This is a genomic window from Rhizobium viscosum (assembly GCF_014873945.1).
GTDB classification, from domain to species: Bacteria; Pseudomonadota; Alphaproteobacteria; order Rhizobiales; family Rhizobiaceae; genus Rhizobium; species Rhizobium viscosum.
In genome coordinates this window covers 563873-590307 of the sequence record NZ_JADBEC010000002.1, presented here as the reverse complement: position 1 = coordinate 590307, position 26435 = coordinate 563873, and the positions used below count along the sequence as shown (strand labels likewise).

Genomic DNA, 26435 nt, shown 5'->3' with positions numbered 1-26435 from the left:
TTATCGAGGTTTTCCATGAGCTATCACAACCCGCCCACAAAGCCTCGCCTTTCGGCAACCTTCGACGAATACACGATGTCGGAAATTCGCCGCGCCGCGGCGACCGGCATCTATGATATCCGCGGCGGCGGCGCCAAGCGCAAGCTGCCGCATTTCGACGATCTCCTGTTCCTCGGAGCCTCGATCTCGCGCTATCCGCTCGAAGGTTACCGCGAGAAATGCGGTACAAACGTCGTGCTCGGTTCGCGATATGCTAAAAAGCCGATCGAGCTCAAGATCCCGATCACGATTGCCGGCATGAGCTTCGGTTCGCTCTCCGGTCCGGCCAAGGAAGCGCTCGGCCGTGGTGCAACGATCGCCGGCACCTCGACGACAACAGGTGATGGTGGCATGACCGAGGAGGAGCGCGGTCATTCGCAGACGCTCGTCTACCAGTATCTGCCGTCGCGCTACGGCATGAACCCGCGGGACCTGCGCCGCTGCGACGCGATCGAGATCGTGGTTGGCCAAGGCGCCAAGCCCGGTGGCGGTGGCATGCTGCTCGGCCAGAAGATTTCCGACCGCGTCGCCGAGATGCGCACCCTGCCGAAGGGTATCGACCAGCGTTCGGCAAGCCGTCATCCCGACTGGACCGGCCCTGACGACCTTGAGATCAAGATCCTCGAACTGCGCGAGATCACCAACTGGGAAAAACCGATCTATGTGAAGGTCGGCGGTGCGCGTCCCTATTACGATACGGCCCTTGCCGTGAAGGCCGGCGCTGATGTCGTCGTGCTCGATGGCATGCAAGGCGGTACTGCGGCGACACAGGAAGTCTTCATCGAGCATGTCGGCATGCCGACGCTCGCCTGTATCCGCCCGGCGGTGCAGGCGCTGCAGGATCTCGGCATGCACCGCAAGGTGCAGCTCATCGTTTCCGGCGGCATCAGGAACGGAGCCGACGTTGCGAAGGCCCTGGCGCTTGGTGCCGATGCCGTCTCCATCGGCACGGCCGCCCTCATCGCCATCGGTGAGAACGATCCGCGCTGGGCGGCCGAATATGAGGCGCTGCACACGACGGCAGCAGCCTATGATGACTGGCACGAAGGCAAGGATCCGGCCGGCATCACCACGCAGAATCCGGAACTGATGAAGCGCGTCGATCCGGTCGCCGCCGGTCGTCGCCTCGCCAACTACCTCAAGGTCATGGCACTGGAAGCGCAGACGATTGCGCGTGCCTGTGGCAAGAATCACGTCCATAATCTGGAACCGGAAGACCTCTGCGCATTGACGATCGAGGCTTCCGCAATGGCGCAGGTACCGCTCGCGGGAACGAGCTGGATACCGGGCAAGGGAGGCTACTGATTTCTACCGGCCGGGCAAAACGTCCGGCCGCTTCGCATCCATAACCAAAGTGTCTCTGAGAAATCCAAAGGGGAACGAGAATGACACTGGACCTTGCTGCTTTTGCGAAAGACAAAGGCATCAAATATTTCATGATCAGCTATACTGATCTCTTCTCCGGCCAGCGTGCCAAGCTGGTGCCGGCGCAGGCGATTGCCGGCATGCAGGAGGAGGGCGCGGGTTTTGCCGGTTTCGCCACTTGGCTCGACATGACGCCCGCCCATCCTGATCTCTTCGCCGTTCCCGATGCCACCTCCGTCATCCAGCTTCCCTGGAAGAAGGACGTCGCCTGGGTCGCCGCAGATTGCATGATGGAAGGCAGGCTCGTGGCGCAGGCGCCGCGCAATGTGCTGAAGAAGCTTGTCGGTAAAGCCGAAGCGGCAGGCAAGCGGGTCAAGACCGGTGTCGAGGCCGAATTCTTCCTGATCACCGCCGACGGCGAACAGATTTCCGATGGCCGCGACACGGCTGAAAAGCCCTGCTACGACCAGCAGGCCGTCATGCGCCGTTACGACGTCATCGCCGAGATTTGCGACTACATGCTGGAGCTCGGCTGGGGCGCCTACCAGAACGACCACGAGGATGCCAACGGCCAGTTCGAGATGAACTGGGAATTCGACGATGCGCTGAAGACGGCCGACAAGCATTCCTTCTTCAAGTTCATGGTCAAGTCCATTGCCGAGAAGCACGGGCTTCGTGCCACCTTCATGCCGAAGCCCTTCAAAGGTCTGACCGGCAATGGCTGCCATTGCCATATCTCCGTCTGGGACAATGACGGCAGGGTCAACGTCTTCGCCGACAAGACGGCCGAATTCGGTCTGTCTGCGGAAGGTAGGCACTTCCTCGGCGGCATTATGAAACACGCTTCGGCGCTTGCCGCGATCACCAACCCGACCGTCAATTCCTACAAGCGCATCAATGCGCCGCGCACGACCTCTGGCGCCACATGGTCGCCGAATACGGTGACGTGGACCGGCAACAACCGCACCCACATGGTGCGCGTCCCGGGCCCAGGCCGTTTCGAGCTGCGCCTGCCAGATGGTGCGGTCAACCCCTACCTGCTGCAGGCTATCATCATCGCGGCCGGCCTCGACGGCCTCGACGACAGGGCCGATCCTGGCCCGCACCACGATATCGATATGTATGCGGAGGGCCATCTCGTGAAGAATGCGCCGCGTCTGCCGCTGAACCTGCTCGATGCCCTGCGCGCCTACGATGCAGACGAGACGTTGAAGGCTGCAATCGGTTCGGAATTCTCCGCCGCCTATCTCAAGCTCAAACACCAGGAGTGGAATGCCTACTGTTCGCATTTCACGCAGTGGGAACGCGACAGTACGCTCGATATCTGAGCCTACCGGTTGAGGTTCTGACATCACGCGCCTACGGGCCGGAGCATCGACGCACCGGCCCGGCTGGTGGCCTATGCTTCAAAAGACGAAGGAAGAGATGGCATGAAGAGCTACGTACTGACGGTATCCTGCAAGTCGACGCGCGGCATCGTTGCGGCGATTTCGGGTTATCTCGCCGAACAGGGCTGCAACATCGTCGACAGCTCGCAATTCGACGATCTGGACACCGGCCAGTTCTTCATGCGTGTCTCCTTCATTTCCGAAGAAGGCATCTCCGAGGCCGAGATCCGCGCCGGCTTCAACAGCATCGCCGCACGTTTCGGCATGACTTACGATTTCCACGACAGCGAGAAGCGCATGAAGGTGCTGCTCATGGTGTCGCGCTTCGGCCATTGTCTCAACGACCTGCTCTATCGCTGGAAGATCGGCGCCCTGCCGATCGATATCGTCGGCGTCGTCTCCAACCATTTCGATTACCAGAAGGTCGTCGTCAACCACGACATTCCCTTCCACCATATTCCCGTCACCAAGGCCAACAAGGTGCAGGCGGAAGCCCATATCATGGAAGTGGCCGAGCAGACCGGCACGGAACTGATCGTGCTGGCCCGCTATATGCAGATTCTGTCAGACGAGATGTGCCAGAAAATGTCGGGCCGGATCATCAACATCCACCATTCCTTCCTGCCGAGCTTCAAGGGTGCCAATCCCTACAAGCAGGCCTATCAGCGTGGCGTGAAGCTGATCGGTGCCACGGCGCACTACGTGACGGCCGATCTTGATGAAGGCCCGATCATCGAGCAGGACACGGCCCGCATCACCCATGCGCAGAGCCCGGACGACTACGTTTCGATCGGCCGCGATGTCGAAAGCCAGGTGCTGGCGCGCGCCATCCACGCCCATATCCACCATCGTACCTTCATCAACGGCAACCGCACCGTCGTGTTCCCGGCAAGCCCGGGCAGCTACGCTTCCGAGCGCATGGGCTGAGCCATGGTCGAGGTCATCGACGGCAAGCAGGTTGCCGCATCCGTAATCGAAACCGTGAAATCGGCAAATGCCGCGCTCGAGGCCGCCAAGGGCGTACGGACGGGCCTTGCGGTCATCATTGTCGGCGACGATCCGGCGAGCCACACCTATGTCAGCTCCAAGAGCCGCATGGCCAAGGAATGCGGCTTCAAGTCCGTCCAGCACACGCTGCCTGTCGAGACGAGCCAGGAGGAGCTTGCCGCCCTCGTTGCCGCGCTCAATGCCGATCCGTCGATCCACGGCATTCTCGTGCAGTTGCCGCTGCCCAGACATCTCGACAGCGAGGCGATCATCCAGTCGATCCTGCCGGAGAAGGATGTCGACGGCCTGAGCGTCGTCAATGCCGGCAAGCTTGCGACCGGCGACCTGAAGACCGGCCTCGTCTCCTGTACGCCGGCCGGCGCCATGGTCTTCGTCCGTCGCACCCATGGTGACGATCTGTCCGGCCTCAATGCCACCGTCATCGGCCGCTCCAACCTGTTCGGCAAGCCGATGGCGCAGCTTCTGCTGAATGCCAATGCGACGGTCACCATCGCCCATTCGCGCACCAAGGACCTCGCCGGCATCTGCCGCAATGCCGATATTCTGGTGGCCGCGGTCGGCCGTCCGGAAATGGTCAAAGCCGATTGGGTCAAACCCGGCGCCACCGTCATCGACGTCGGCATCAACCGCATCGCCGCCCCCGAGCGCGGCGAGGGCAAGACCCGCCTCGTCGGCGATGTCGCCTTTGCCGAGGTTTCTCCGGTTGCTGCCGTCATCACTCCGGTTCCAGGCGGCGTCGGCCCGATGACGATCGCCATGCTGATGGCCAATACGGTGATTGCCGCCCATCGTTCGGCAGGACTAACGCCGCCGGTATTCCAGTGAAAATGCTGCTGGGACAGCCGACAAAAATCACCTGGATCGGCTTGCCACAGCGTGAAAGACGAATATAGTCAGGAAATAAATATTCCGTAGAGGAAATAAGAGGGAACGGAAATGGCATTATCTTGGCGTTTCTCCGCCTTGGCGGATCGGCATCGCGCTCTCGGATCGAAGCTCGAAGACTGGAGCGGCATGGGAACCGCCTGGACCTACGACAAGAACATGTCTGACGAGCATGTCGCGGTCCGCACAAAGGCCGGCATCATGGATGTCTCGGGCCTTAAGAAGGTGCATCTGGTCGGCCCGCATGCGATCGCCGTGCTCGACTATATCACCACCCGCGACATGACGAAGATTTATCCCGGCCGCTCGGTCTACGCGACCATGCTGAACGACCGCGGTCACTTCACCGACGATTGCATCGTCTACCGCACCGGCCCGAATTCCTGGATGCTGGTGCACGGCTCAGGCTCCGGCCATGAGGAGATCGTCAAGCAGGCGGCCGGCCGCAATTGCGCCGTGCTCTTCGACGACGACCTTCATGACCTGTCGCTGCAAGGCCCGCTCGCGGTTGACTACCTTGCCAAATACGTGCCCGGCATCCGCGACCTCAAATATTTCCATCACATGCAGACGACGCTGTTCGGTGCGCCTGTCATGATCTCGCGCACCGGCTATACCGGCGAGCGCGGCTACGAGATCTTCGTGCGTGGCCAGGATGCCGTCATGGTCTGGGATCGTATCGTAGCCGAAGGCGCAGATATGGGCATCATCCCCTGCTGCTTCTCTGTGCTCGACATGCTGCGCGTCGAGAGCTACCTGCTCTTCTATCCCTACGACAACTCGCAGATGTATCCCTTTGCCGACCAGCCGCCCGGCGATAGCCTGTGGGAGCTTGGCCTCGATTTCACGGTCAGCCCCGGCAAGACCGGCTTCCGTGGCGCCGAGGAACATGCGCGGCTGAAGGGCAAGGAACGGTTCAAGATCTTTGGCATGCTGATCGACGCGGACGGTCCGGCCGATCTTGGCGACGAAGTCTATGCCGACGGAAAGAAGGTCGGCGTGATCACCTGCCCGAGCTATTCTGCGTTGACGAAGAAGTCGATGGCGATCGCCCGTCTTGACGTCGACAAGGCTGCGCACGGCGCGAAGCTCGAAGTGCGCGGCAAGACCCTGAAGACCAGCGCGATCGCGCATACGCTGCCCTTCGACGATCCGGAAAAGAAGAAGAGGACGGCAGTCGGCTAAGGAGGCGCAGACATGCTTGTCGAAGGCATCAAGAGCCGGCCGGTCTACAGGGGGCTGACGATCCAGCCGCAGGCCCGGCATCATGTTTTCGCGCTGGAGGGAGAGGGTGCGAATGCTCTTCTCGATCAGACGGGGGGGCTTGATGAAGCTATCCTTTCCCGCAGCGAGATCCTCTATGTCGCTCGCGGTTCGAAGGGGGCGGGCCATGACGAGGCACTGCGCCGCCTCGACGCCGACATGTTCTTTGTTGCCCCGACGATCCCCACTTTGCTCTTCCGGCTGAAGGGATCGCTAACGACCGCCCGCATGGGCACACGGCTCTATATTGCAGGTACCGAAGGCTTCATCGGCCAGGCGATGATGGTCGCCCTAGACCATGGCGTGGACTACGCCTCGATCATCACGGAGCATCGCGGTTCGCTCGCGCGGCGGGTGCAATGCGTGCATTGCAAGGGCATCACCGAGAACGTCACGCATAGCCCGTTTACCTGCAGCCATTGCGGCCTGCCGCTCCTCGTACGCGACCACTATTCGCGCCGACTCGGCGCCTTCCAGGGCGTCAATATCGACGCCGAGGAGCCCGGCAGCGCCCCAGACCCGGAGGAATTGTTCCTGTGAGCGGTGGTACAGAAATTCCCGTCTGCGTGACGAAGGTGACGCCGGTCGTCGACCGCATCAAGCGCTTCCGCTTCGAACGCCTCGATGGCCGGCCGATGCCCTATTTTTCCGGCGGCGCGCATGTCATCGTCTCGATGAATGACGAAGGCCATATGCGGCGCAACGCCTATTCGCTGATGTCGCCGCCGCAGGATTGCTCGGCCTATGAGATCAGCGTGCTGCATGTCGAGAATTCGCGCGGCGGCTCGACCTTCATGCACGAGAAGGTGCGCGAAGGAGACGAGATGAAGGTCTCCTATCCCGTCAACCTCTTTCAGCCGGACTGGCGCGCCCGCAAGCATCTTCTGATCGCCGGCGGGATCGGTATCACGCCCTTCATCGCGATGATGGAGCAGTTTTCCCGTGAGGGTGCCAATTTCGAGCTGCATTATGCGGTGCGCTCCCACGACCGCGGCGCTTATTGCCGGGAACTGGTCGACCGCTACGGTTCGCATCGGGTGAAGATCTATTGCGACGCGGAGAGCAACTTCATTCCTCTCGCCCGCCTGCTCGACAGCCAGCCGCTCGGCACGCATCTTTATGTCTGCGGACCCTCGGGCATGATTGATGGCGTATTGAGGGCGGGATTGGAGGCCGGCTGGCCGGAGCAGAACCTGCATTCGGAACGGTTTCTATCCTCCCAGCCCGGCAAGCCCTTCGACATAGAGCTGCTGCGGTCGGAAAAGATGGTTCATGTCGGCCATCACGAGAGCATGCTGGAGGCGATCGAGGCGGCCGGCGTCGACGCGCCCTTTCTCTGTCGAGGAGGCGCCTGCGGACAATGCGAGACGGCAGTTGCGGCCTGCGAGGGCAGGCTCCTGCATCACGACGTCTATCTGAGCGATGAAGAAAAGGCCTCCGGCCGCAAGGTGATGATCTGCGTCTCCCGCTTCGAGGGAAGCAGGCTCAGCCTCGACCTCTAGAGCTGAAAGCGGAACAAGGAGAACGGACATGGCCATCGTCTTCAAACAGGAAACCTTCCGCGACGACTTCACCTATCGCAACAGCCCGGAAAACATCCGCCGCTTTCCGTTTCCCTTCGATCGCGACGAATACATGTATTCGGTCAACATGGAGCCGCATGTGAAGGGCCGCGAGGGCACCGTGTTCGAAAGCCTCATCGATGTCGATGAGCATTATGTCGCCGAGATGCAGGATCGGGCGCTGGTGCTGAAAGAAGATCCGCTGCGCTACCAGGCACTGCCGCATATGATGACGGCGCAATGGGATACGCTGGAGCTCTTGATGGAAGAGCAGGCTGCCGGCTATCCCGAGCATTTCACGCTGATCAGGAACGGTGACCAGTGGCGCTGGATCAACCGGCCGCTCGGCATCGACGACACATTCACCTTCGGTGACCGTTCGACGTTGCCCTATGAACCGCTCGAATACATCACCCGCCAGGCTCAGGGAGATTTCTGCATCGTCGACCAGCGTGACGGCAATCTCTGGATGGATGCGGGCATGGTGACGACCCAGGCCGACTGGTCACTTGATTTCGATATCGGCATGAATTTCATGGAATGGCACGGTCCGGTGCCGCTCGCCCACCAGATCGGCGTCTTCGATAGGGCGCTGAAATTTCTCCTGAACCTGCAGCAGGGCAAGCCGACGCGCCGCTTCAACTGGACGATGACCATCAATCCGAGACTGGATACCAGCCCGGAGAACTATCACAAATGGGGTCCGGATCGCACGACCGTGACATCGGAGAATGTCGGCGAGAAGGTGCATCTTCGCGTGGAGTTGCAGAGCCTTTGGCGCCTGCCGCGCTCGAATGCCATCCTCTTCGTCATCCGCTGCTACCTGATGAATATGGAGGAGCTGGTAACGGTGCCGAAATGGGCGCGCCGCTTTCCCCGTGTCCTGAAAACGCTGCCAGTAGAGCTCATCGACTACAAGGGACTGACCCGCTACCGCGAGACGACCATAGACTGGCTCTCCAGATTTGACGATGGCGTACCGACAAGCCCCGGCATCTTTCCGGACTGATGCCGGGCGGGTGGCGAACGACTGCATGAGATAAAAACGTCGATACAATCGAAAGGGGAATGCTTCATGACAAGAGTTGCCGTCATCGGCGCCGGTCCTTCCGGGCTTGCCCAGTTGCGGGCCTTCCAGTCGGCTGCACAAAAGGGTGCCGAGATCCCGGAGATCGTCTGCTTCGAAAAGCAGTCCGACTGGGGCGGGCTTTGGAACTATACCTGGCGCACCGGGCTCGACGAATATGGCGAGCCGGTTCATGGCAGCATGTATCGTTACCTCTGGTCGAACGGACCCAAGGAATGCCTGGAATTTGCCGACTATTCCTTCGAGGAACATTTCGGCAAGCCGATTGCCTCCTATCCGCCGCGCGCCGTGCTCTGGGACTATATCAAGGGCCGCGTCGAGAAGGCGAATGTCCGCCATTGGGTGCGCTTCAATACGCCTGTTCGCATGGTGCGTTTCGATGAAGACACGAAGAAATTCACGGTCACCGCACACAACCGCCTCGAAGACCGCATGTATGACGAGGAATTCGACTATGTCGTGGTGGCGAGCGGCCACTTCTCGACACCGAACGTGCCTTATTTCGAAGGCGTGAAGACCTTCAACGGCCGCGTACTGCATGCCCACGACTTTCGCGATGCATTGGAATTCAAGGGCAAGGATATCCTCATCGTCGGCCGCAGCTACTCGGCCGAGGATATCGGCTCGCAATGCTGGAAATACGGCGCCAAGTCGGTCACCACGAGCTATCGGTCGAAGCCGATGGGGTTCAACTGGCCGGATAATTTCGAAGAACGGCCGCTGCTCACCAGGCTCGAAAACCGCACCGCCCATTTCCTCGATGGCTCAACGAAGGAGGTGGATGCGCTGATACTGTGCACGGGATACCAGCATCACTTCCCCTTCCTCCCCGACGAACTAAGGCTCAAGACTGCTAACCGCCTCTGGGCCGACCATCTCTACAAGGGCGTGGTCTTCGACGGGAATCCCCAGCTTTTCTATATCGGCATGCAGGATCAGTTCTACACCTTCAACATGTTCGACGTGCAGGCCTGGTGGGCCCGCGACGTCATGATGGGCCGTATCAAATTGCCGTCGGAAGAGGAGCTGACGGCGAATTTCGACATGTGGCGGGCCCGCGAGGAGACGCTCGAGGATGCCGAGCAGATGATCTGGTATCAGGGTGACTACGTGAAGGAGCTGCTCGCCGAAACCGATTATCCGAGCTTCGACATCGAGGGGACCAACAGGACCTTCATGGAGTGGGAGCACCACAAGGCGGAGAACATCATGGGTTTCCGCGATCATGCCTATCGTTCGCTGATGACCGGCAACATGTCGCCGACGCACCATACACCCTGGGTGAAGGCGCTCGACGATTCCATGGAGGAATATCTGCGCAACTGATCTCTCCCAAGTTCCCGCGTAACCGAGAAAGGGTCGTCCGTCGCGGCCCTTTCCGGCGTGTTTGAAATGAGACGAAGCAAACCCGATCTGCAACTCATTTTCTCGAGGCGTGGTCTTCATGGATTTTCAGAGCAGCATTCTCGGCCGCATGAGCGGTTTTCTCTATCGCTGCCGGGCGGATGAAAACTACACGATGCTGGAGATGACCGATGGCATCGAACGCATCTTCGGCTATCCAGCCGAAGAGATCATCGGCAACACGACACGCACCTTCACGTCGATTATGTGCGAGGAGGACGTGCCGCTGATGGACAAGGTTGTCGGCATCGCGCTGGAAAGCCGCACCGACTGGACGATGGAATATCGTATCCGCCACCGTGACGGACATTACGTCTGGGTGACGGAGACGGGAGGAGGCGTCTGGGACGAAAATGGCGAGCTGCTCTATCTCGAGGGCAGCATCATCAACATCGAGTCGCTCTACCAGCGCATTGACGAGCAGACTGCCGGTATGCGCATCACTGCCTCGAAGACCAACGAGATCCTGCACTCGCTGCGCTACCTGAAGCTGCTCGCCGTCAATGCCGGTATCGAGGCGGCAAGGGCGGGGACAGCGGGATCCGGCTTCGCCGTGCTTGCCGCTGAGATGCGCCAGCTCGCCAATTCGTCCGAAGAGGCAGCAAGGGCGATCACCAGCGCCCAGCGCAGGGTGGAATAAAAGTTTTTACGAACGCGGCCGCGTCTTCTGCGGGTCGTAGTGTGATAGGGGCACTATCACCGCCGGCAGGCGTTTCTGCTGGCCGTCGAGCTTGCCGATCTCGACCTCGGTGCCAACGCCGGCATGGGTCACGTCGATGCGGGCGAGTGCGATCGTCTTGCCGAGGATCGGAGAGCGCGTCGCGCTGGTGACGACGCCGATCTGGGCGCGGCCGACATGAATGCAATCGCCGTGGCCGACCGCTTCGTTCGCCTGCACGTCCAGACCAACCATCAGGTGGCGCGGATGCTCCTTGCGGCGCAGGAGCGCCTCGCGGCCGATGAAATCGTCCTGCTTGGACTTGAGTGGCACAGTGAAGCCGATGCCGGCCTCGAACGGATCAGTTTGGTCGTCGAATTCGTGATGGGCGAAAACCAGGCCCGCCTCGATGCGGACCATGTCGAGCGCTTCAAGCCCCATCGGCTTCAGCCCGTAGGGCTCACCGGCCTTCCAGACGGCATCGAAGACGGTCAGCGCATCCTTCGGATGACAGAAGATCTCGTAGCCGAGCTCGCCTGTATAGCCGGTGCGCGAGATGACGACCGGGGCTCCTTCGAAGCCACCGATGCGCCCGACGGTAAAGCGGAACCATTCGAGCTCGCCGATATCGGGCTGGCGCGGCGCCGTCCAGATGATCTCCTTGAGAATGTCGCGGCTCTTCGGACCCTGCAGGGCGATATTGTGCATCTGGTCAGTCGAGGAGCGGACCCAGGCCTTGAAGCCCTTCTTCTCTGCCTGTTCGCGCAGCCATATTCCGCTGTAATCGTCGCCGCCGATCCAGCGGAAATTCTTGTCGCCGAGGCGAAAGAGCGTGCCATCGTCGATCATGCCGCCGTGCTCGTAGCACATGGCGGAATAGACGACCTGTCCTGTCGACAGCTTACGCACGTCGCGCGTCAGGCAGTATTGCAGCAATTCCTCCGCATCCGGGCCTGTGACCTCAAATTTGCGCAACGGCGACAGGTCGATGACAGCGGCTCTTTCACGGCAGGCCCAATATTCTTCGACTGGACCTTCGGAGGAAAACCGATTTGGCAGCCAGTAGCCGCGATATTCGGTGTAATCCCGCGTCAGTGCCGCAAGGCGAGGGTGGAAGGCGGTTTCCCGCGTCAGTTCAACATCGGCGTCAGGGGTCATGCGATAGGCTACCGCTCTTGAGAATTTTTCTTTTCCGGAGAAGGTGCGGACGTGGATGTCGGTCGGGTCCCAGCCATTGGCCGCATCGATATCGTCGGGACAGGAGGAGGAAACGCAGACGAGATCCGTCAGCGCCCGCATCAGCACATAATCGCCCGGCCGTGACCATGGCTCGTCGAGATAAAGCTGGTTGTTGTGGTCGATATTCGTATTGTAGAAATAGTTGAGCGCCTCCCAGCCCTTGCGGTCGGGTATGCCGTAGGGCGCCAGCGCTGCATTGAAATTGTCGGTGCAATTGACATGGCCGGGATAGCCCATGTCGTCGTAGTAGCGCGAATTGCAGGCGGTCGCGAATGCGTCATGGCGGCCGACCGTATCCTGGACGATCTCCACCAGCGGCTCGAAGTCGCGGTCGAAAGCTTTGGACGGCAGGCCGGGGGCCGGATAGCTGCGGCCAAGCAGGGTGCGGGTGACGGTGGAATCCAGCGCAAGATCGAGACCCTTGTCGACCTTGCGGGCGGCAAAGGCCTGGAAATCGGTGCACTGCCTCCCGTAGACGTCGATGATCTGGATGAACTCTCCGGCGCGGACGAAGTAGGCCGAGGCAGTCGCCGCCCTGATGCGAATGTCTTCGATCGGATCGGCCATCGGCTCGGGAAGGGCTGCCGCATAGTCGCGGATCAGCCTGCTGCGCCTGACGCGGATCTCGATCGGCGTTGCCGTGTCCTGCGCGTCAGGCGACATCGCTGCTGCGGGTGCGGCGGCAATCAGCAGACCCTTCATCGCGATCGCAAACTCCGCCTTGCTGCCCGCAACGGAGGCTTCGCTGAAAATGCGGATCGCACCTGCCGTGCCGAGATCAGCCCCGCGTCGCTCGAGCGCCCTGCGGGTCCGGGCGGCACTCTCGTCATCCGAAGAGAGAATGGCCTTCAGTCCGTCGGCCGAGCCGGTGAAGGCCGCGCCGAGGCCGGCCGATTGAAACCGACCGTTTTCATCAAGGAATGAGAGTTCGCAGGTCTGTCCGCCTTCGCTGTCGATCAGGGTGACGTGGTCGCCGGCCTCGACGCGAACAACAAGGGAACCACCGCCCTTGCAGCGGTAACGCTCGACACTCTCGGGTAGCGTGGGGATGCCGGGATAGCGGATGATGCTTGCCGACACGGGTCGCACCCCTGACATCCCGGGATGGAGATCTCGCATGTGGTCCTCATGGGATTGATGTGCTCTCCGGCACGCAAATCATGCTGACAAAATGCCGCCGGAAAGTAAAGGGATGTTGACTAAAAAGAAAATATCTTCACTATACATAAAGGGTCGAGACTCGGAAATCCGCTCGGGAACGCGGATCGAGAAAATGCCGGGCAGCCCATGCATGCCACGGGAGGCGCGTTCAGGGAGACGTACGCAAAGCTACGTCCCGAACAAATAGAATGGGGAATTTCATCGATGACGGATATCGTGGACGCCGGCGTTGCCGCCGGCACCGAAGGTAAGCTTATACGCGCGCTTGACTGGAAGGGCGCGTTCTGGGTGGCAGCCGGCGTGCCGCCGCTTGTTCTCTTCTCCATCGGCGGTATTGCAGGCACGACCGGCAAGCTCGCCTTTGTCGTCTGGATCATCTCGATGATCATGGGCTTCCTGCAATCCTTCACCTATGCCGAAATCGCCGGTATGTTCGGCAACAAGTCGGGCGGCGCATCGGTCTATGGCGCCACGGCCTGGCTGCGCTATTCGAAATTCATCGCGCCGCTGTCCGTCTGGTGCAACTGGTTTGCCTGGTCGCCTGTGCTTTCGCTCGGCTGCGCCATTGCGGCCGGATATATTCTCAATGCCTTTTTCCCGATCCCGGCGGCGGATTCGCAGGCGGTCCTCGCCTGGATCAGTGCGCATGCCGCCTCCATCACGGCCGATAGCCCCCGCGTCGCCGAATATATTGCAGCCCATGCCGGCACTTCGCCTGAGGATGCGGTCAAGGCGCTGCTGAGTGCTGACGGCGTCGCCGCGCTGACGCCGGCAATCCGCAGCTGGTCGCTCGTCAGCTTCAGCATTCCTTTCCTCGCCACCGCCAATATCAACGCCACCTTTTTCATCGGTGGCATCCTGATGCTGATCATCTTTGCGATCCAGCATCGCGGCATCTCCGAAACGGCGAGCGTCCAGAAATGGCTGGCAATCATCGTGCTGGTGCCGCTGCTCATCATCGGTCTCTATCCGATCATCAGCGGTCAGATCGTCAGCGCCAACGTCACCGGGCTGGTTCCGCCGACGGCCGCCTATGCCGGCACCGACGGTACCTGGAGCAATGGCGGCTGGACGCTTTTCCTCGGCGGTCTCTATATTGCGGCCTGGTCGACCTACGGTTTCGAGACTGCGGTCTGCTATACGCGCGAACTGAAGAACCCGAAGACGGATACCTTCAAGGCGATCTTCTATTCCGGCCTTGCCTGCTGCCTGTTCTTCTTCCTCGTACCTTTCGCCTTCCAGGGCGTGCTCGGTCATGCGGGCATGCTGGCGCCGGGCATCGTCGACGGCACGGGTGTCGCCGAAGCACTCGGCGGACTGATCGGCGCCGGCCGTGTCGTCACCCAGCTTCTCGTTGTGCTGATGATCATGGCGCTTTTCCTCGCCATCATGACGGCGATGGCAGGCTCCTCGCGCACGCTCTACCAGGGCTCGAAGGATGGCTGGCTGCCGAAATATCTCGACCATGTCAACGAACACGGCGCCCCGACCCGGGCGATGTGGACAGATTTTGCCTTCAACCTTTTCCTGCTGGCGATCGCTTCCGATGCCGGCGGCTATTTCTTCGTGCTCGCCGTCTCCAATGTCGGCTACATCATCTTCAACTTCCTCAACCTTAATTCCGGCTGGATCCATCGCATGGATTCCGGTCATGTCGAGCGCCCCTGGAAGGCCCCCACCTGGCTGATCGGCGTCAATACCGTGCTTGCCTTCGTCAACGCGCTCTTCCTCGGCGCCGGAGCCAAGGTCTGGGGCTATGCCAACGCGCTCTGGGTCGGCTTCATCTTCGCCGCGCTTATCCTGCCGGTTTTCGCCTATCGCCACTACGTCCGCGACGGCGGCAAATTCCCGCCCGGCGCCATGGACGACCTCGGGCTCGTGGGCCAGGACCTCGGTGTCAAAAAGGCCGGGATACTGCCCTACCTCGCGCTTGCCGGCGGCCTCGCCATCGTATTGATCGCCAATTGGATCTTCCAATTGCCGGCATAAGGGTCGTCTGCCCGGTCATTCTGACAGGTTTGTCTGGTGATTGGCTCGCATAGAGAAACCATATGCCTGCAGAGGCGTCAGTTGGAAACGGCTGACGCCTCTGCAGGCATATATGTGGTGTGAGGACCCGCCGGGCTCGTGATGCAGGTCCCGGACACAGGTGGGTTTAAACCGTGGTGGTACGGCCATCCGTGCTTGTCGTGTGAATTCCGAATCTGATGCCAGGGCTCTGCGACGCCGATCAGCGATCGAGAGACACGTTCCCATCGTGTGATCCCTAAATAGCTTCATAACGTCCTTCCCGTCCATCGCCGGGGGCGCAGTCGAGCATCTCTCGCCTTTTCGGCCTGTCGGCATCGGTCGTGGCTCTCAGGGCGCGTGATCCACCTATCGGTGGCATGCGTTTTGAAGTTCGCTTTTCCATCCCGTCTCCCAAACGCTTTTTCCCGCTCTGCCCTGAAATGAGAAAGCGATTTCTTATAATCCATATTATCTACTGTTTTTATAGACAAAATGGATCCGGATGAGGCGTTTTCGCATGACCTATTTTCTCAGCCTTCTCGACAAGAGCCCGATCGAACAGGGAAAAAGCGCTAGCGAAGCCTTGCAGGCTAGCGTGCGGCTGGCAATCCGGGCCGAGGAACTCGGCTATCACCGGTTCTGGGTCGCCGAGCATCACAATATGTCTAACCTGGCGAGTTCCGCGCCAGAAACATTGATCGCCTATCTCCTGGCGCGAACATCGAAAATTCGCATCGGCTCGGGCGGGGTAATGCTCCAGCATTACAGCGCCTACAAAGTGGCCGAGACCTTCAATCTCCTCGCCTCACTTGCGCCCGGCCGCGTCGACCTCGGCGTCGGCAAGGCGCCGGGTGGCTTTCCGCTGTCGACGCGGGCTCTTCAGGCGGCATTCGATCCTGAAAGAAAGCCGGATTTCGCCGCCCAGCTTTCCGACATCAACACCTATCTTGCGGCCGACCCCACCTATGAAGGTGCGCAGGCGACGCCCTTTCCGCCTCATGCGCCGGAGCGCTTCCTTCTCGGCGCAAGCGTCGAGAGCGCAGTACTTGCCGCCGAGAAGGGTTGGGAGCTGGTTTTTGCCGGCCATCTCAACGGCGATCCGGAGAACCTGCGCAAGACCTTCGAAGCCTATGAACGGGCATCGAGCGGGAAAAGGCCGATCCTGGCGCTGGCTGCCTTCGCAGCCGACAGCGAGGAGCAGGCGCGCGAGCGCGTCGGCAATCTGCGCATCGTCAAGGTTTTCCTGCCGAACGGCCAGACCGTGAATGTCGGCAGCGAAGAACAGGCGGCCGAATTCGCAAGGCAGGCCGGTGTCACCGAGTATCGGATCGAGGAAAAAGTGCCGAGCGTGCTGCACGGCACCGCGGCCCAGATCCGCAAGGAACTGGACGAGTTGCATCGCCGCTACGGGGTCAAGGAATTCATTCTCGATACACCGGCGCTCGCCGCTTCGGAGCGGCTTTCCTCGATCGAATTGCTCGCCAAGGAGCGGCTTTCCCTCGCAGCCTGACCATCCCAGGAGGATTGAACCCATGGCCAAGAAGAAAATCACTTTCGGTATCATGCTGCAGGGCCCAGGCGGCCATATGAACGCCTGGAAACATCCAAGTGGCCCGGCTGACGCCAGCATCAATTTCGACTTTTTCGTCAAGACGGCGCGTAAGGCCGAGGACGCCGGTATCGCCTTCGCCTTCGTTGCCGACGGTCTCTATATCAACGAACAATCGATCCCGCACTTTCTCAACCGGTTCGAGCCGCTGACGATCCTTGCAGCGCTTGCGGCCTCCACTTCGAAGATCGGCCTGGTCGGCACGGTCTCCACTTCCTACAGCGATCCCTTCACGATTGCCCGACAATTCGCCTCCATCGACCTGGTCAGCGGCGGCCGTGCCGGCTGGAATGCCGTGACCTCGCCACTCGAGGGCTCGGGCCGAAACTATGGACGTGAACATCCCGAGCACGAGCTGCGTTACGAGATCGCTGAGGAATATATCGACGCTATCAAGGGCCTATGGGACTCGTGGGATGACGACGCCTTCGTGCGCGACCGCGATAGCGGTGTGTATGCCGACAAGACCAAACTGCACCGGCTGAACCACAAGGGGCGCTTCTTCCGCATCGAAGGGCCGCTCAATATCGGCCGCTCGAAACAGGGGCAGCCGGTGGTCTTCCAGGCAGGCGCCTCCGATTCCGGTATCCGGCTCGCCGGCAAACATGCCGATGCGGTCTTCACCAATGGCGGACCGATCGAGGAGGCCCAGGCTTTCTACAAGCAACTCAAGCAGAGCGTGATCGCGCAGGGACGTCGCGCCGCCGAGGTCGGCATCTATCCAGGAATCGGCCCGATCGTCGGCGCGACGCCAGAGGAAGCGGAGGCCAAATATCAGGCGATCCGCAACCTCGTCACCATCGAAGAGGCGCTGCTCTATCTCGGCCGCTTTTTCGACCATCACGACTTCAGCGCCTATCCGCTCGACGAACCTTTCCCTGACATCGGTGATATCGGGCGCAACAATTTCCGTGCCACGACGGACCGGATCAAGAAGACGGCGCGCGAGAAGGGGCTTACCCTCCGGGATGTCGCGCTCGACGCGGCAACGCCGCGCACGACGTTCATCGGTACTGCGGATCATATCGCCAACGAGATCATCCGCTGGATCGACGGTGAGGCCGCCGATGGTTTCATCCTCGGTTTCCCCGTCATCGCCGAAGGCTTCGATGATTTTTCTCGCTATGTGCTGCCGATCCTCGAAAAGCGCGGCTACTTCGATCCTGTCCTGAAGGGTGAGACGCTCCGCGATCATCTGGGGCTGCCCTTCCGCGAGAGCCGCTACGCGGCAGATGCCGGTGAGGTTGAACAGGGAAAGGCTGCCAGCGCCTGAGGCGCGGCGGACAATTCCATGAACGTCATTACAAAGCCCTCGCGCAGCCACGATCCGATCGAGACGGGAATTGCCGTTCATCTCGATGAATTCATCGCGCTGCGGCACGACCTTCACCAATATCCGGAGCTTGCCTTTCAGGAGCGCCGCACGAGCAAGCTCGTGGCCTCACACCTTTCCTCCTGGGGCTATGAGGTGGCGACGGGCATTGCCGGCACCGGCATCGTCGCCACCCTGGCCCGCGGAAACGGCAAGCGCTCCATCGCCATTCGAGCCGATATGGATGCCCTGCCGATCGAGGAGGCGACAAGCCTTTCCTATGCAAGCAGCAATCCCGGCGTCATGCATGCCTGCGGCCACGATGGCCATACGACGATCCTGCTTGCCGCTGCGCGCTATCTGGCAGAGGCCAGCAATTTCAGTGGTACGTTGCGGCTGATCTTCCAGCCAGCCGAGGAGATCGGTGCCGGCGCCCGCAAGATGATCTCGGAAGGTCTGTTCGAACGGTTTCCGGTCGATGCTGTCTTTGGGCTGCACAATTGGCCAGCTGTACCGGCCGGTAAGTTCGGCTTTGTTCCCGATGCCGCCATGGCCTCGGTCGATCAGGCGGTCATCCGCATCATCGGCAAGGGTGGACATGGTGCCGAACCGCATCGCGCCGTCGATCCTGTGCTGGCCTCGGCCTCCTTCATCACGGCGCTGCAGAGCATCGTCTCGCGCAATGTCGATCCGCAGGATATGGCCGTCGTTACTGTCGGCTCGATCCATGCCGGGTCAGCTTCGAATGTCATTCCGGAAAGCGTCGAGCTGAAACTCACCATGCGTGCCTTCAGCCAGGCGGTGCGCGATAAGCTCCAGGAACGCGTGCCGGCGCTCGCCCGCGCTCAAGCCGAGAGCTTCGGTGCGACGGCCGAGGTCGATTATCGGCTTGGCTTTCCGGCGCTCATCAACCATCGGGCAGAGACGGCCTTTGCCCGCGATGTCGCACTGTCCTCATTCGAGCCGGGAAAGGTCGAAGCGGAATTTCGCCCGCGCACGGCAAGCGAGGATTTTGCCTTCATGCTGCAGGAGAAGCCGGGCAGCTATCTCTTCATTGGCAACGGCGACAGCGCGCCTCTTCACAGTGCCCATTACGATTTCAACGACGCGATCATTGCGCCGGCCGCCCGCTACTGGGTGCGGCTCGCCGAGACCTTCCTCACTGACGACAACGGGTGACGAACGAACATGAGCGACACGTTTCTCTACACTTCCCCTCTCGACCCTCGCGCCAAGCCGCTGATCGACGAGCTGATTTACGAATATGACAGCCGCTACGGGAATTATTTCAGCGAAGAGGGGGCTGCAGCCGAACTCAACCGTTATCCGCCCGAGGCTTTCGCGCCGCCCGTCGGTAACTTCGTGCTGCTCGTACGCAATGGCGAGACCATCGGCGGTGGCGCCTTCAAATATTATGATGAGCAGACGGCGGAATTCAAACGTATCTGGACACGCTCCGACCTGCGCCGACAGGGCCTTGCACGCAAGGTTCTCGTGGAGTTGGAGGACCAGGCTGCCCGCCAAGGCTATTCGCGGGTCTATTTGACGACGGGTTTCCGCCAGCCGGAGGCCGTCGGCCTCTATCTCAACTACGGCTACACCGCGCTCTTCGACCCCAAGGTCGATCCGGAAGTCTATAAGACGCTGCCTTTTGAGAAGGACATCCGCCATCTCGTGCCGCAGGTGCCGGCCAATGCCGATCGCCTGCCGCTGCAGGCGGCAGCAGGTCACTGAATCCGGGCAATGAACACTCCATAAAGGGGAAACACTATGGCACTGACGAGTGATTATGCCGGCATCGAGACCGGTGGCAGGGCAGGGGACCGAACGCTTCAGGATTATTCCCGACTGAGGATCGTCCCGGCGCGACATCCCGGCCGGGTTGCCGGCACCATATTCGCCGCTCTCGTCATTGCTGCCGTCCTCTATTCGACCTTCACCAATCCGCGCTGGGGCTGGAATGTTTTTGCCGAATGGTTCTTTGCGGCGCCCGTTCTTGCCGGCCTCGGGCGCACGCTGCTTCTGACACTGTTGGCAACGATTTCCGGTTCGATCCTTGGCACGGCACTGGCGCTCGCCCGCGTCTCGAGATCGCCGCTGCTGTCGGGATTATCCTGGGGCTACATCTGGCTGCTGCGATCGATCCCGGTCATCGTTCTGCTCTTGGTGCTGAACAATCTCGGCTATCTCTATGAGACGGTGACACTCGGTGTGCCGTTCACCGGCACCGTCCTCTTCGAATATCCGACGACACAGTTGCTGACGCCCTTTGCTGCGGCGTTCCTCGGCCTCACGCTCAATCAGTCGGCCTTCTTCGCCGAGATCGTCCGCGGCGGCATCCTATCGGTCGATCAGGGGCAGCTCGAGGCCGCTTCGGCACTCGGTCTCTCTCGCCGCCGTCAGGCTTTCCGTATCGTGCTGCCGCAGGCGATGCGCTCGATCCTGCCGACCGGGTTCAATGAGATCATCGGTCTCGCCAAGGCGACCTCCATGGTCTACGTACTTGCCCTGCCGGAACTGTTCTACACGGTCCAGGTCATCTATCGCCGTAACCTTGAAGTCATTCCGCTCTTGATGGTGGCGACTGTCTGGTACCTCGTCATCATGACGGTGCTGTCGATCGCCCAGCATTATATCGAGCGCTATTTCGCCAAGGGCGCGCTGCGCAACCCGAAGCCGCTTCCCTTCCATTCTTTCTTCCAGCGCTTTGTCCGTCCGGTGTCTGCACTGGCAGTCTCGGGCGACTTTACCCGCACCTCCGGTTTTCGTGACGCAACGACCCTTCGCGCCGGTGGGGCGGTGCGCATCCACGGCATCTCCAAGAGCTTCGGTTCTTTGAAGGTGCTCGATGGCATCGATCTCAATCTGCCGGCAGGCAGTGTCACCGCCATTCTCGGCCCTTCCGGCTCCGGCAAATCGACTCTGCTGCGCGCCATCAATCATCTGGAGCGCGTCGATGGCGGTTTCATCTCGGTTGACGGCGATCTCGTCGGATACGAGCAGAAAGGCGATGTGCTCTACGAACTCAAGGAAAAGGACATCCTCAAGCGGCGTGCCGATATCGGTATGGTGTTCCAAAGCTTCAATCTCTTCCCGCACCTGACAGTGCTCGAAAACCTGATCGAAGCGCCGATCCAGGTGCGTGGCGTGAGCCGTGAAGAGGCCATCCAGCTTGCCCAGGAACTGCTTGCCCGCGTCGGCCTCAGCGACAAGATCAATGCCTATCCGCGCCAGCTCTCGGGCGGCCAGCAGCAGCGTGTCGCCATTGCCCGCGCCCTGGCACTTCGCCCGAAGGTGCTGCTGTTCGATGAGCCGACATCGGCGCTCGATCCGGAACTGGTCGGAGAAGTCCTCGATGTGATCAAAGAGCTGGCGCGCACGGGCACGACGCTTGTCATCGTCACGCACGAAATCGGCTTTGCCCGCGAAGTTGCCGATACCGTCGTCTTTATGGACGGCGGCCATATCCTCGAGGCCGGCTCGCCGGCTCGCATCTTCAATGGCGCGGAACATCCCCGCACACGTGAATTCCTCGCCAAGGTTCTCTGAACAGGAGGTAACGCATCAGCAGATCCCGGCCGCGACGGGCGTCCGGAGGGCATGAAAAGAACAACAACCTTAAGATGAAATGGAGAAGGGAAATGGCATTCAGAAATAGAGCTAGCTACCTGCTTGCCGGTGTCGTCGCCTTGGTGACACTCGGTTTCGGCACGGCGCAGGCCGCTGAGAAGTTCAATCTCAGCCCCGACACGTCAAACCGCGTTCGCGCCGAAAAAGACGAAGCCGCGATCAAGGCGATCGCGCCGAACTTCAAGTTCGTCGAACCGGGCAAGTTCACCGTGGCTGTCAACGCCTGGGATCCGCCGATTGCAACCTATGCATCCGACGCAGCGACCGTGGTCGGCGCCGATCCAGATCTGGCGCAACTGCTCGCCGATTCCTTCGGCCTAGAGCTGAACCTCGTTTCGGTTGCATGGGCGGATTGGCCGCTGGGCGTCACCTCCGGCAAGTATGATGCCGTCATCTCCAACGTCACGGTGACCGAGGAACGCAAGGAGAAGTTCGATTTCTCCACCTATCGCAAGGATGTGCTCGGCTTCTACGTGAAGTCCGACAGCAAGATCACCGAGATCAAGGAACCGAAGGATGTCGCTGGCCTCAAGGTCATTACCGGTGCCGGCACCAATCAGGAAAAGATCATCCTGGAATGGGATCGCCAGAATGTTGCTGCCGGCCTGAAGCCAATCGAGGTCCAATATTATGACGACCGTGCCGCCGCCGATCTGGCCTTGCAGTCCGGCCGTGCGGACGTCGAGTTCAATCCCAACGCGACGCAGGCTTACAGCTCCTCCATCAAGGGGCATACAAAGCTCGTCGGTATCGTCTCCGGCGGCTGGCCGCTGACGGCTGAAATCGCTGTTACGACGAAGAAGGGCGCCGGCCTTGCCGATGCTGTGACAGTCGCGCTCAACGACCTCATCAAGAACGGCAAATATGGCGAAGTACTGACGCACTGGAGCCTGAACGCCGAAGCCGTCGACGAAGCCAAGACCAACCCGCCGGGGCTGCCGAAGAGCGGTTCGTAAAGGATGGTCTGACGGACCGGCGTCGGAGGTCGCGCCGGTCCGTCCTCGTTTACATATATTCTTATGGAGAGCTCTCTCGTGATGATATTTTCAAGGCTACGCATTGTATCGATTGCCGCCATCGCATCTCTGACAACCTGCTATGCGGGCATGGCCGCGGCTGATGAATTCGACTTGAGCCCCGAGCAGCCGAAACGCGTGCACGCTCAGCGTAACGAGGCGGCGATCGCGTCCATTCCGAAGGGTTTCAAGTTCGTCACATCAGGCAAATTCACGGTTGCCGTAAGCCCGGGTGGGCCGCCGCTTGCGACTTATGCGACGGATGCCAAGACGGTCGTCGGTGCCGATCCGGAGTACGCGAACGCCATTGCCGAGAGCCTCGGGCTGCAGCTCGAACTCGTCCCCGTTGCCTGGATCGATTGGCCACTTGGCCTGACATCAGGCAAATATGATGCTGTTATTTCCAACGTCGGTGTTACCGAACAGCGCAAGGAGAAGTTCGATTTCTCCACCTACCGGAAAGGTCTGCACGGCTTCTTCGTCAAGGCTGACAGTGCGATCACCTCGATCAAGGAGCCGAAGGATGCGGCAGGACTGCGCTTCATCGTCGGCGCCGGCACCAATCAGGAGCGCATACTGTTGAGGTGGAGCGATGATGATGTCAAAGCGGGTCTGAAACCGCTCGAACTGCAATATTATGACGACGAGGCAGCAAGCCTCCTGGCGCTACGCTCGGGCCGTGCCGATGTCATCGTCCAGCCGCATGCCCAACTCGTCTATATCGCCGGCCGCGACAAGAACCTCAAACGAGTTGGAACGCTGAGCGCCGGCTGGCCCGATCGCTCCGACGTTGCGATCACCACCCGCAAGGGAAGCGGCATTGCCGATACGCTGACACTCGCCACCAATGGCCTGATCAAGGATGGAACCTATGCAAAAATCCTTGCGCAATGGCAGCTGTCGGAGGAGGCACTGCCTGCCTCCGAGACGAACCCGCCCGGCCTGCCGAAATTCTGAGTGAGGACAAGATGAGCGGCAACGCGATTTCGATCGGCCATATCGGTTTCCTGACACCCGGCAACTACCCGGATGACGACCCGCTCTCCGGGCTCGAACAGACATTGCAGCTTCTTGGCTTCGGTGAAGAGCTGGGCTTCAACAGCGCCTGGGCCCGTCAGCGGCATCTGGAGCCCGGCATCTCATCGGCAACCGCCTTTCTGGCGGCTGCCACCCAGCGCACCAGCCGTATCGAACTCGGTACGGCTGTCATTCCGATCGGTTATGAAAGTCCCTATCGGCTTGCCGAAGATCTCTCGACCGTCGATGTTCTGTCGAAGGGAAGGCTGAATGTGGGCTTAAGCGCCGGTCGTCCGCTGCATGCCGATCTCATCGGTCCGCTTGCCTTCGATGGTGACTGGCAGAACCATGACTTCTCGCACGAGCGCGTGCTGCGCTTTTGCGGCAATCTCAAAGGAACCTTTCTCGGCGACGAGAATACGTTCATCAAGACGCCCTTCGGGCCGCAGCGCCCGAGACTGCAGCCCTACGCTAAAGGCCTGGTCGATCGCATCTGGTATGGCGGTGGCTCGCTGCGGTCGGCCTCATGGGCCGGCCAGAACGGTTTCAACCTGCTGATCGGCAATGTCACGTCCGGAGAGGAGACCGATGATTTTTTCCTCGCCCAGTCCCGTCAGTTCGAAGCCTATCGGGCTTCCGGCGGAGCGGAACGGCGCGTGGCGCTCGGTCGGGTTATCGTGCCCTTTGACAGTGCGGATGCAGCCACCCGCCAGCGATATTCAGACTATGCCGCCGGACGATATGAGCGCACGCTGTCTCCCCAGGGGGAACGACACACGCTGTTTGCCCGCGATCTCGTTGGGACGTCAGAGCAAATCCTGGAGCGCCTTCTTGCCGATCCCATCTTGCCGCATGTGAGCGAGCTCAGGCTGGAATTGCCCTACGAGTTCGAGCATGACGAATATCGCCAGATTCTGCATGACTTCGCCACGCACATTGCTCCCGAGCTCGGCTGGAACACGAAGACTACCCTCCGAGCGGCATCGTGAGCGGCGCGACAAACGTTGGAATTGTAGGAAATCTCTCCGTGACGAAACCAGTTGAATACTTCTTCTCCATCGGTTCGCCTTGGTCCTATATCGGCCTTGATGCCTTTGCCGAGCTTGCCGTAAAGAACGACATCACCGTCAAGCCGTATCTGACGACGGTCGTTGAAGAGAATGGCGGGATTTTCTCGCGCAATCGCCCTGAAATTCGCCGTGCCTACTGGATCCGCGATCTCAGGCGCTGGGCAAGGGTGCGCGGCAAGACTCTCATCCTCGAAAATCGCCCCGAGCTCAGTGATCCGACACCGGCCTCCTTCTTCGTCATTGCCGCCTATCTCGATGGCCAGGATTGGATCGGCGTAACGCGCGCTCTGCAGCATGCGTTCTGGAGCGAAGCAAAAGATATCGGCAGACCTGATATCCGCGAGACGATCGTCAACACTGCCGGTTTCGATGGCTCGGCCCTGTTGCGACGGCAGGCCGATAACGATGTCCAGCGGAAATGGGCAGCTGATCGCGTTCATGCACGCGAAAGAGGCGTCTTCGGCTTCCCGACCTTTGCCTATGAGGACGAGCTCTACTGGGGGCAGGACAATCTGCCCTTCCTCGAACGCCATCTTCATGGCGACAAGCCGTAAAGGGCCGACGCAGCGCGTTCTGCCGAAAAGCTGGTGGGCAGGCTGCAAGCGCATCCTCTGGTGCATCGCAATACCGGTGGCCTTGCTCTATGGTCGAGCGGCCACGACGAATGGGGCATGCCGACAGCGACGATAACGCCGTCTCCCGTTCCGGCGACACCAGCGACTTCTTCGTCAGAGCTGACAGCACCCTTCCTGACTGTACCTGGAGGCTGGCGTCCTTCGGTGACGCTTGAGCGTCGATGCCGGGACGGATGAAGGGTTAGCCGAAGCCGCTCCCAGGACGGGCGTTAGGTCTCGATCCGCCGTTGCTCGCCTTTCCAAAAACAGAATCTATCGCGGCAATTGAAATGGCCGTCAGTCCGCACTAGTTTAAATTGTTAAGTCGTTGGTTGCCTGCATTTGGTTGTAATGCGCATGCTGCTGGTTGCGCTGTGACTGAAGGAGCGGACACGCCCAGAACATCGCTGGGCGAGCCTCATCATCGTTCGATCAACCACCACACGGGGGTAGAAGATGTACAAGCATGGACTGGTTATCGTGGTGACGCTTGCATCTCTGCTCGCGGTTCAGACCGCTCACGCGGACGGTCCTGCCGGTGCAGCCCGTGGCCTGAAGACGGCGCCTGTGTTCAGCTATATTTCTGAAAAGCGCCGGACTGCCGCGCCTTTCGCGCATGTGATGTTTTGCGCTCGAAATCCCGATGAGTGCACTGCTCGCGGCGATGCTTCCGAAGTCTCCTTGAGTCCCCTGGCGGACGAGCAGCTTCGCGCCGTCAACACCTCGGTCAACCGCTCGATCCGCTCGCTCGACGACCGGTCCGATCAGGGCGACGTCTGGCAGGTGAACGTCACTGCGGGCGATTGCGAGGATTTTGCGCTGACGAAGCGCGACCACCTCGTCGCCATGGGTTGGTCGACGAAGGCACTGAGGATCGCCGTGACCAAGACGCCCACCGGCAAGGGCCACGCGGTTCTGGTCGTCAGGACCGATCGCGGCGATCTGGTGCTTGACAACCGTACGAATGCGATCAAGAGCTGGAACGATACGGATCTTCGCTGGCTGATGATCCAGTCCGGCGATAATCCTCGGATATGGTACGAACTTTAGATCCACAGACATGATGCGAGTTCGGACGCATGTGCGGCGTGCGCTGCC

General features: G+C 60.5%; 22 protein-coding genes. 21 read left to right on the top strand and 1 reads right to left on the bottom strand.

Annotated elements, in window-relative coordinates; genetic code table 11:
* Positions 1-15 precede the first annotated feature (15 nt).
* The 10 genes from H4W29_RS23620 to H4W29_RS23575 all read left to right on the top strand — a co-directional run bounded on the left by H4W29_RS23620 (position 16) and on the right by H4W29_RS23575 (position 10641).
* Complete coding sequence (locus tag H4W29_RS23620) at positions 16-1344, top strand: FMN-binding glutamate synthase family protein (RefSeq protein WP_007819371.1); 1329 nt, start codon at positions 16-18, stop codon at positions 1342-1344.
* Positions 1345-1424: 80 nt separating this feature from the next.
* Positions 1425-2732: a type III glutamate--ammonia ligase gene (glnT, locus tag H4W29_RS23615; protein ID WP_192731293.1), complete on the top strand. Its 1308-nt coding sequence runs from the start codon at positions 1425-1427 to the stop codon at positions 2730-2732.
* Positions 2733-2834: 102 nt separating this feature from the next.
* Entirely contained in the window at positions 2835-3719 is an 885-nt protein-coding gene (gene purU / locus H4W29_RS23610) for a formyltetrahydrofolate deformylase (RefSeq protein ID WP_192731292.1), read from the top strand.
* A gap of 3 nt (positions 3720-3722) precedes the next feature.
* A complete protein-coding gene (gene folD / locus H4W29_RS23605; protein WP_192731291.1) occupies positions 3723-4625 on the top strand; it encodes a bifunctional methylenetetrahydrofolate dehydrogenase/methenyltetrahydrofolate cyclohydrolase FolD in 903 nt (300 codons plus the stop codon).
* 111 nt (positions 4626-4736) lie between these two features.
* Positions 4737-5870, top strand: coding sequence for an aminomethyl transferase family protein (locus H4W29_RS23600; protein WP_192731290.1), 1134 nt, complete (start codon positions 4737-4739; stop codon positions 5868-5870).
* 12 nt (positions 5871-5882) lie between these two features.
* Positions 5883-6488, top strand: a complete 606-nt coding sequence (locus H4W29_RS23595) for a dimethylamine monooxygenase subunit DmmA family protein (protein WP_192731289.1) — start codon at positions 5883-5885, stop codon at positions 6486-6488.
* Positions 6485-7450, top strand: a complete 966-nt coding sequence (locus H4W29_RS23590) for a PDR/VanB family oxidoreductase (protein WP_192731288.1) — start codon at positions 6485-6487, stop codon at positions 7448-7450. The genes H4W29_RS23595 and H4W29_RS23590 overlap by 4 nt, the downstream gene beginning before the upstream one ends.
* A 28-nt stretch (positions 7451-7478) precedes the next feature.
* Positions 7479-8519 carry a heme-dependent oxidative N-demethylase family protein gene (locus H4W29_RS23585; protein ID WP_192731287.1) on the top strand — a complete coding sequence of 347 codons (1041 nt, stop codon included), beginning with the start codon at positions 7479-7481 and terminating at the stop codon, positions 8517-8519.
* 66 nt (positions 8520-8585) lie between these two features.
* Positions 8586-9923, top strand: a complete 1338-nt coding sequence (locus H4W29_RS23580; RefSeq protein WP_192731286.1) for a trimethylamine monooxygenase — start codon at positions 8586-8588, stop codon at positions 9921-9923.
* A gap of 118 nt (positions 9924-10041) precedes the next feature.
* A complete protein-coding gene (locus H4W29_RS23575; RefSeq protein WP_192731285.1) occupies positions 10042-10641 on the top strand; it encodes a methyl-accepting chemotaxis protein in 600 nt (199 codons plus the stop codon).
* 6 nt (positions 10642-10647) lie between these two features.
* On the opposite strand, the gene H4W29_RS23570 is transcribed toward H4W29_RS23575, so the two are convergent.
* A complete protein-coding gene (locus H4W29_RS23570) occupies positions 10648-13017 on the bottom strand; it encodes a trimethylamine N-oxide demethylase (protein WP_192731284.1) in 2370 nt (789 codons plus the stop codon).
* Positions 13018-13263: 246 nt separating this feature from the next.
* Between H4W29_RS23570 and H4W29_RS23565 the strand changes: the two genes are divergently transcribed.
* The 11 genes from H4W29_RS23565 (at position 13264) to H4W29_RS23515 (ending at position 26387) form a co-directional block, all read left to right on the top strand.
* Positions 13264-15048 (top strand): trimethylamine N-oxide permease, encoded by a 1785-nt coding sequence (locus H4W29_RS23565; RefSeq protein WP_192731283.1) that lies wholly within the window; start codon positions 13264-13266, stop codon positions 15046-15048.
* Between the two features lie 538 nt (positions 15049-15586).
* Positions 15587-16579: an LLM class flavin-dependent oxidoreductase gene (locus H4W29_RS23560; RefSeq protein ID WP_192731282.1), complete on the top strand. Its 993-nt coding sequence runs from the start codon at positions 15587-15589 to the stop codon at positions 16577-16579.
* Between the two features lie 22 nt (positions 16580-16601).
* On the top strand, positions 16602-17951 hold the full coding sequence (locus H4W29_RS23555; RefSeq protein ID WP_192731281.1) for an LLM class flavin-dependent oxidoreductase: 1350 nt from the start codon (positions 16602-16604) through the stop codon (positions 17949-17951).
* A gap of 18 nt (positions 17952-17969) precedes the next feature.
* Entirely contained in the window at positions 17970-19169 is a 1200-nt protein-coding gene (locus H4W29_RS23550; RefSeq protein WP_192731280.1) for a M20 aminoacylase family protein, read from the top strand.
* A 9-nt stretch (positions 19170-19178) separates the two neighbouring features.
* On the top strand, positions 19179-19724 hold the full coding sequence (locus H4W29_RS23545) for a GNAT family N-acetyltransferase (protein WP_192731279.1): 546 nt from the start codon (positions 19179-19181) through the stop codon (positions 19722-19724).
* Between the two features lie 36 nt (positions 19725-19760).
* Positions 19761-21539 carry an amino acid ABC transporter permease/ATP-binding protein gene (locus H4W29_RS34700; protein ID WP_192731278.1) on the top strand — a complete coding sequence of 593 codons (1779 nt, stop codon included), beginning with the start codon at positions 19761-19763 and terminating at the stop codon, positions 21537-21539.
* Between the two features lie 92 nt (positions 21540-21631).
* Complete coding sequence (locus H4W29_RS23535; protein WP_192731277.1) at positions 21632-22576, top strand: ABC transporter substrate-binding protein; 945 nt, start codon at positions 21632-21634, stop codon at positions 22574-22576.
* An 81-nt stretch (positions 22577-22657) separates the two neighbouring features.
* Complete coding sequence (locus tag H4W29_RS23530) at positions 22658-23593, top strand: ABC transporter substrate-binding protein (RefSeq protein ID WP_376776602.1); 936 nt, start codon at positions 22658-22660, stop codon at positions 23591-23593.
* An 11-nt stretch (positions 23594-23604) separates the two neighbouring features.
* Entirely contained in the window at positions 23605-24642 is a 1038-nt protein-coding gene (locus H4W29_RS23525; RefSeq protein WP_192731275.1) for an LLM class flavin-dependent oxidoreductase, read from the top strand.
* Positions 24643-24680: 38 nt separating this feature from the next.
* Entirely contained in the window at positions 24681-25277 is a 597-nt protein-coding gene (locus H4W29_RS23520; protein WP_192731274.1) for a 2-hydroxychromene-2-carboxylate isomerase, read from the top strand.
* 516 nt (positions 25278-25793) lie between these two features.
* A complete protein-coding gene (locus tag H4W29_RS23515; protein ID WP_192731273.1) occupies positions 25794-26387 on the top strand; it encodes a transglutaminase-like cysteine peptidase in 594 nt (197 codons plus the stop codon).
* Positions 26388-26435: the final 48 nt, after the last annotated feature.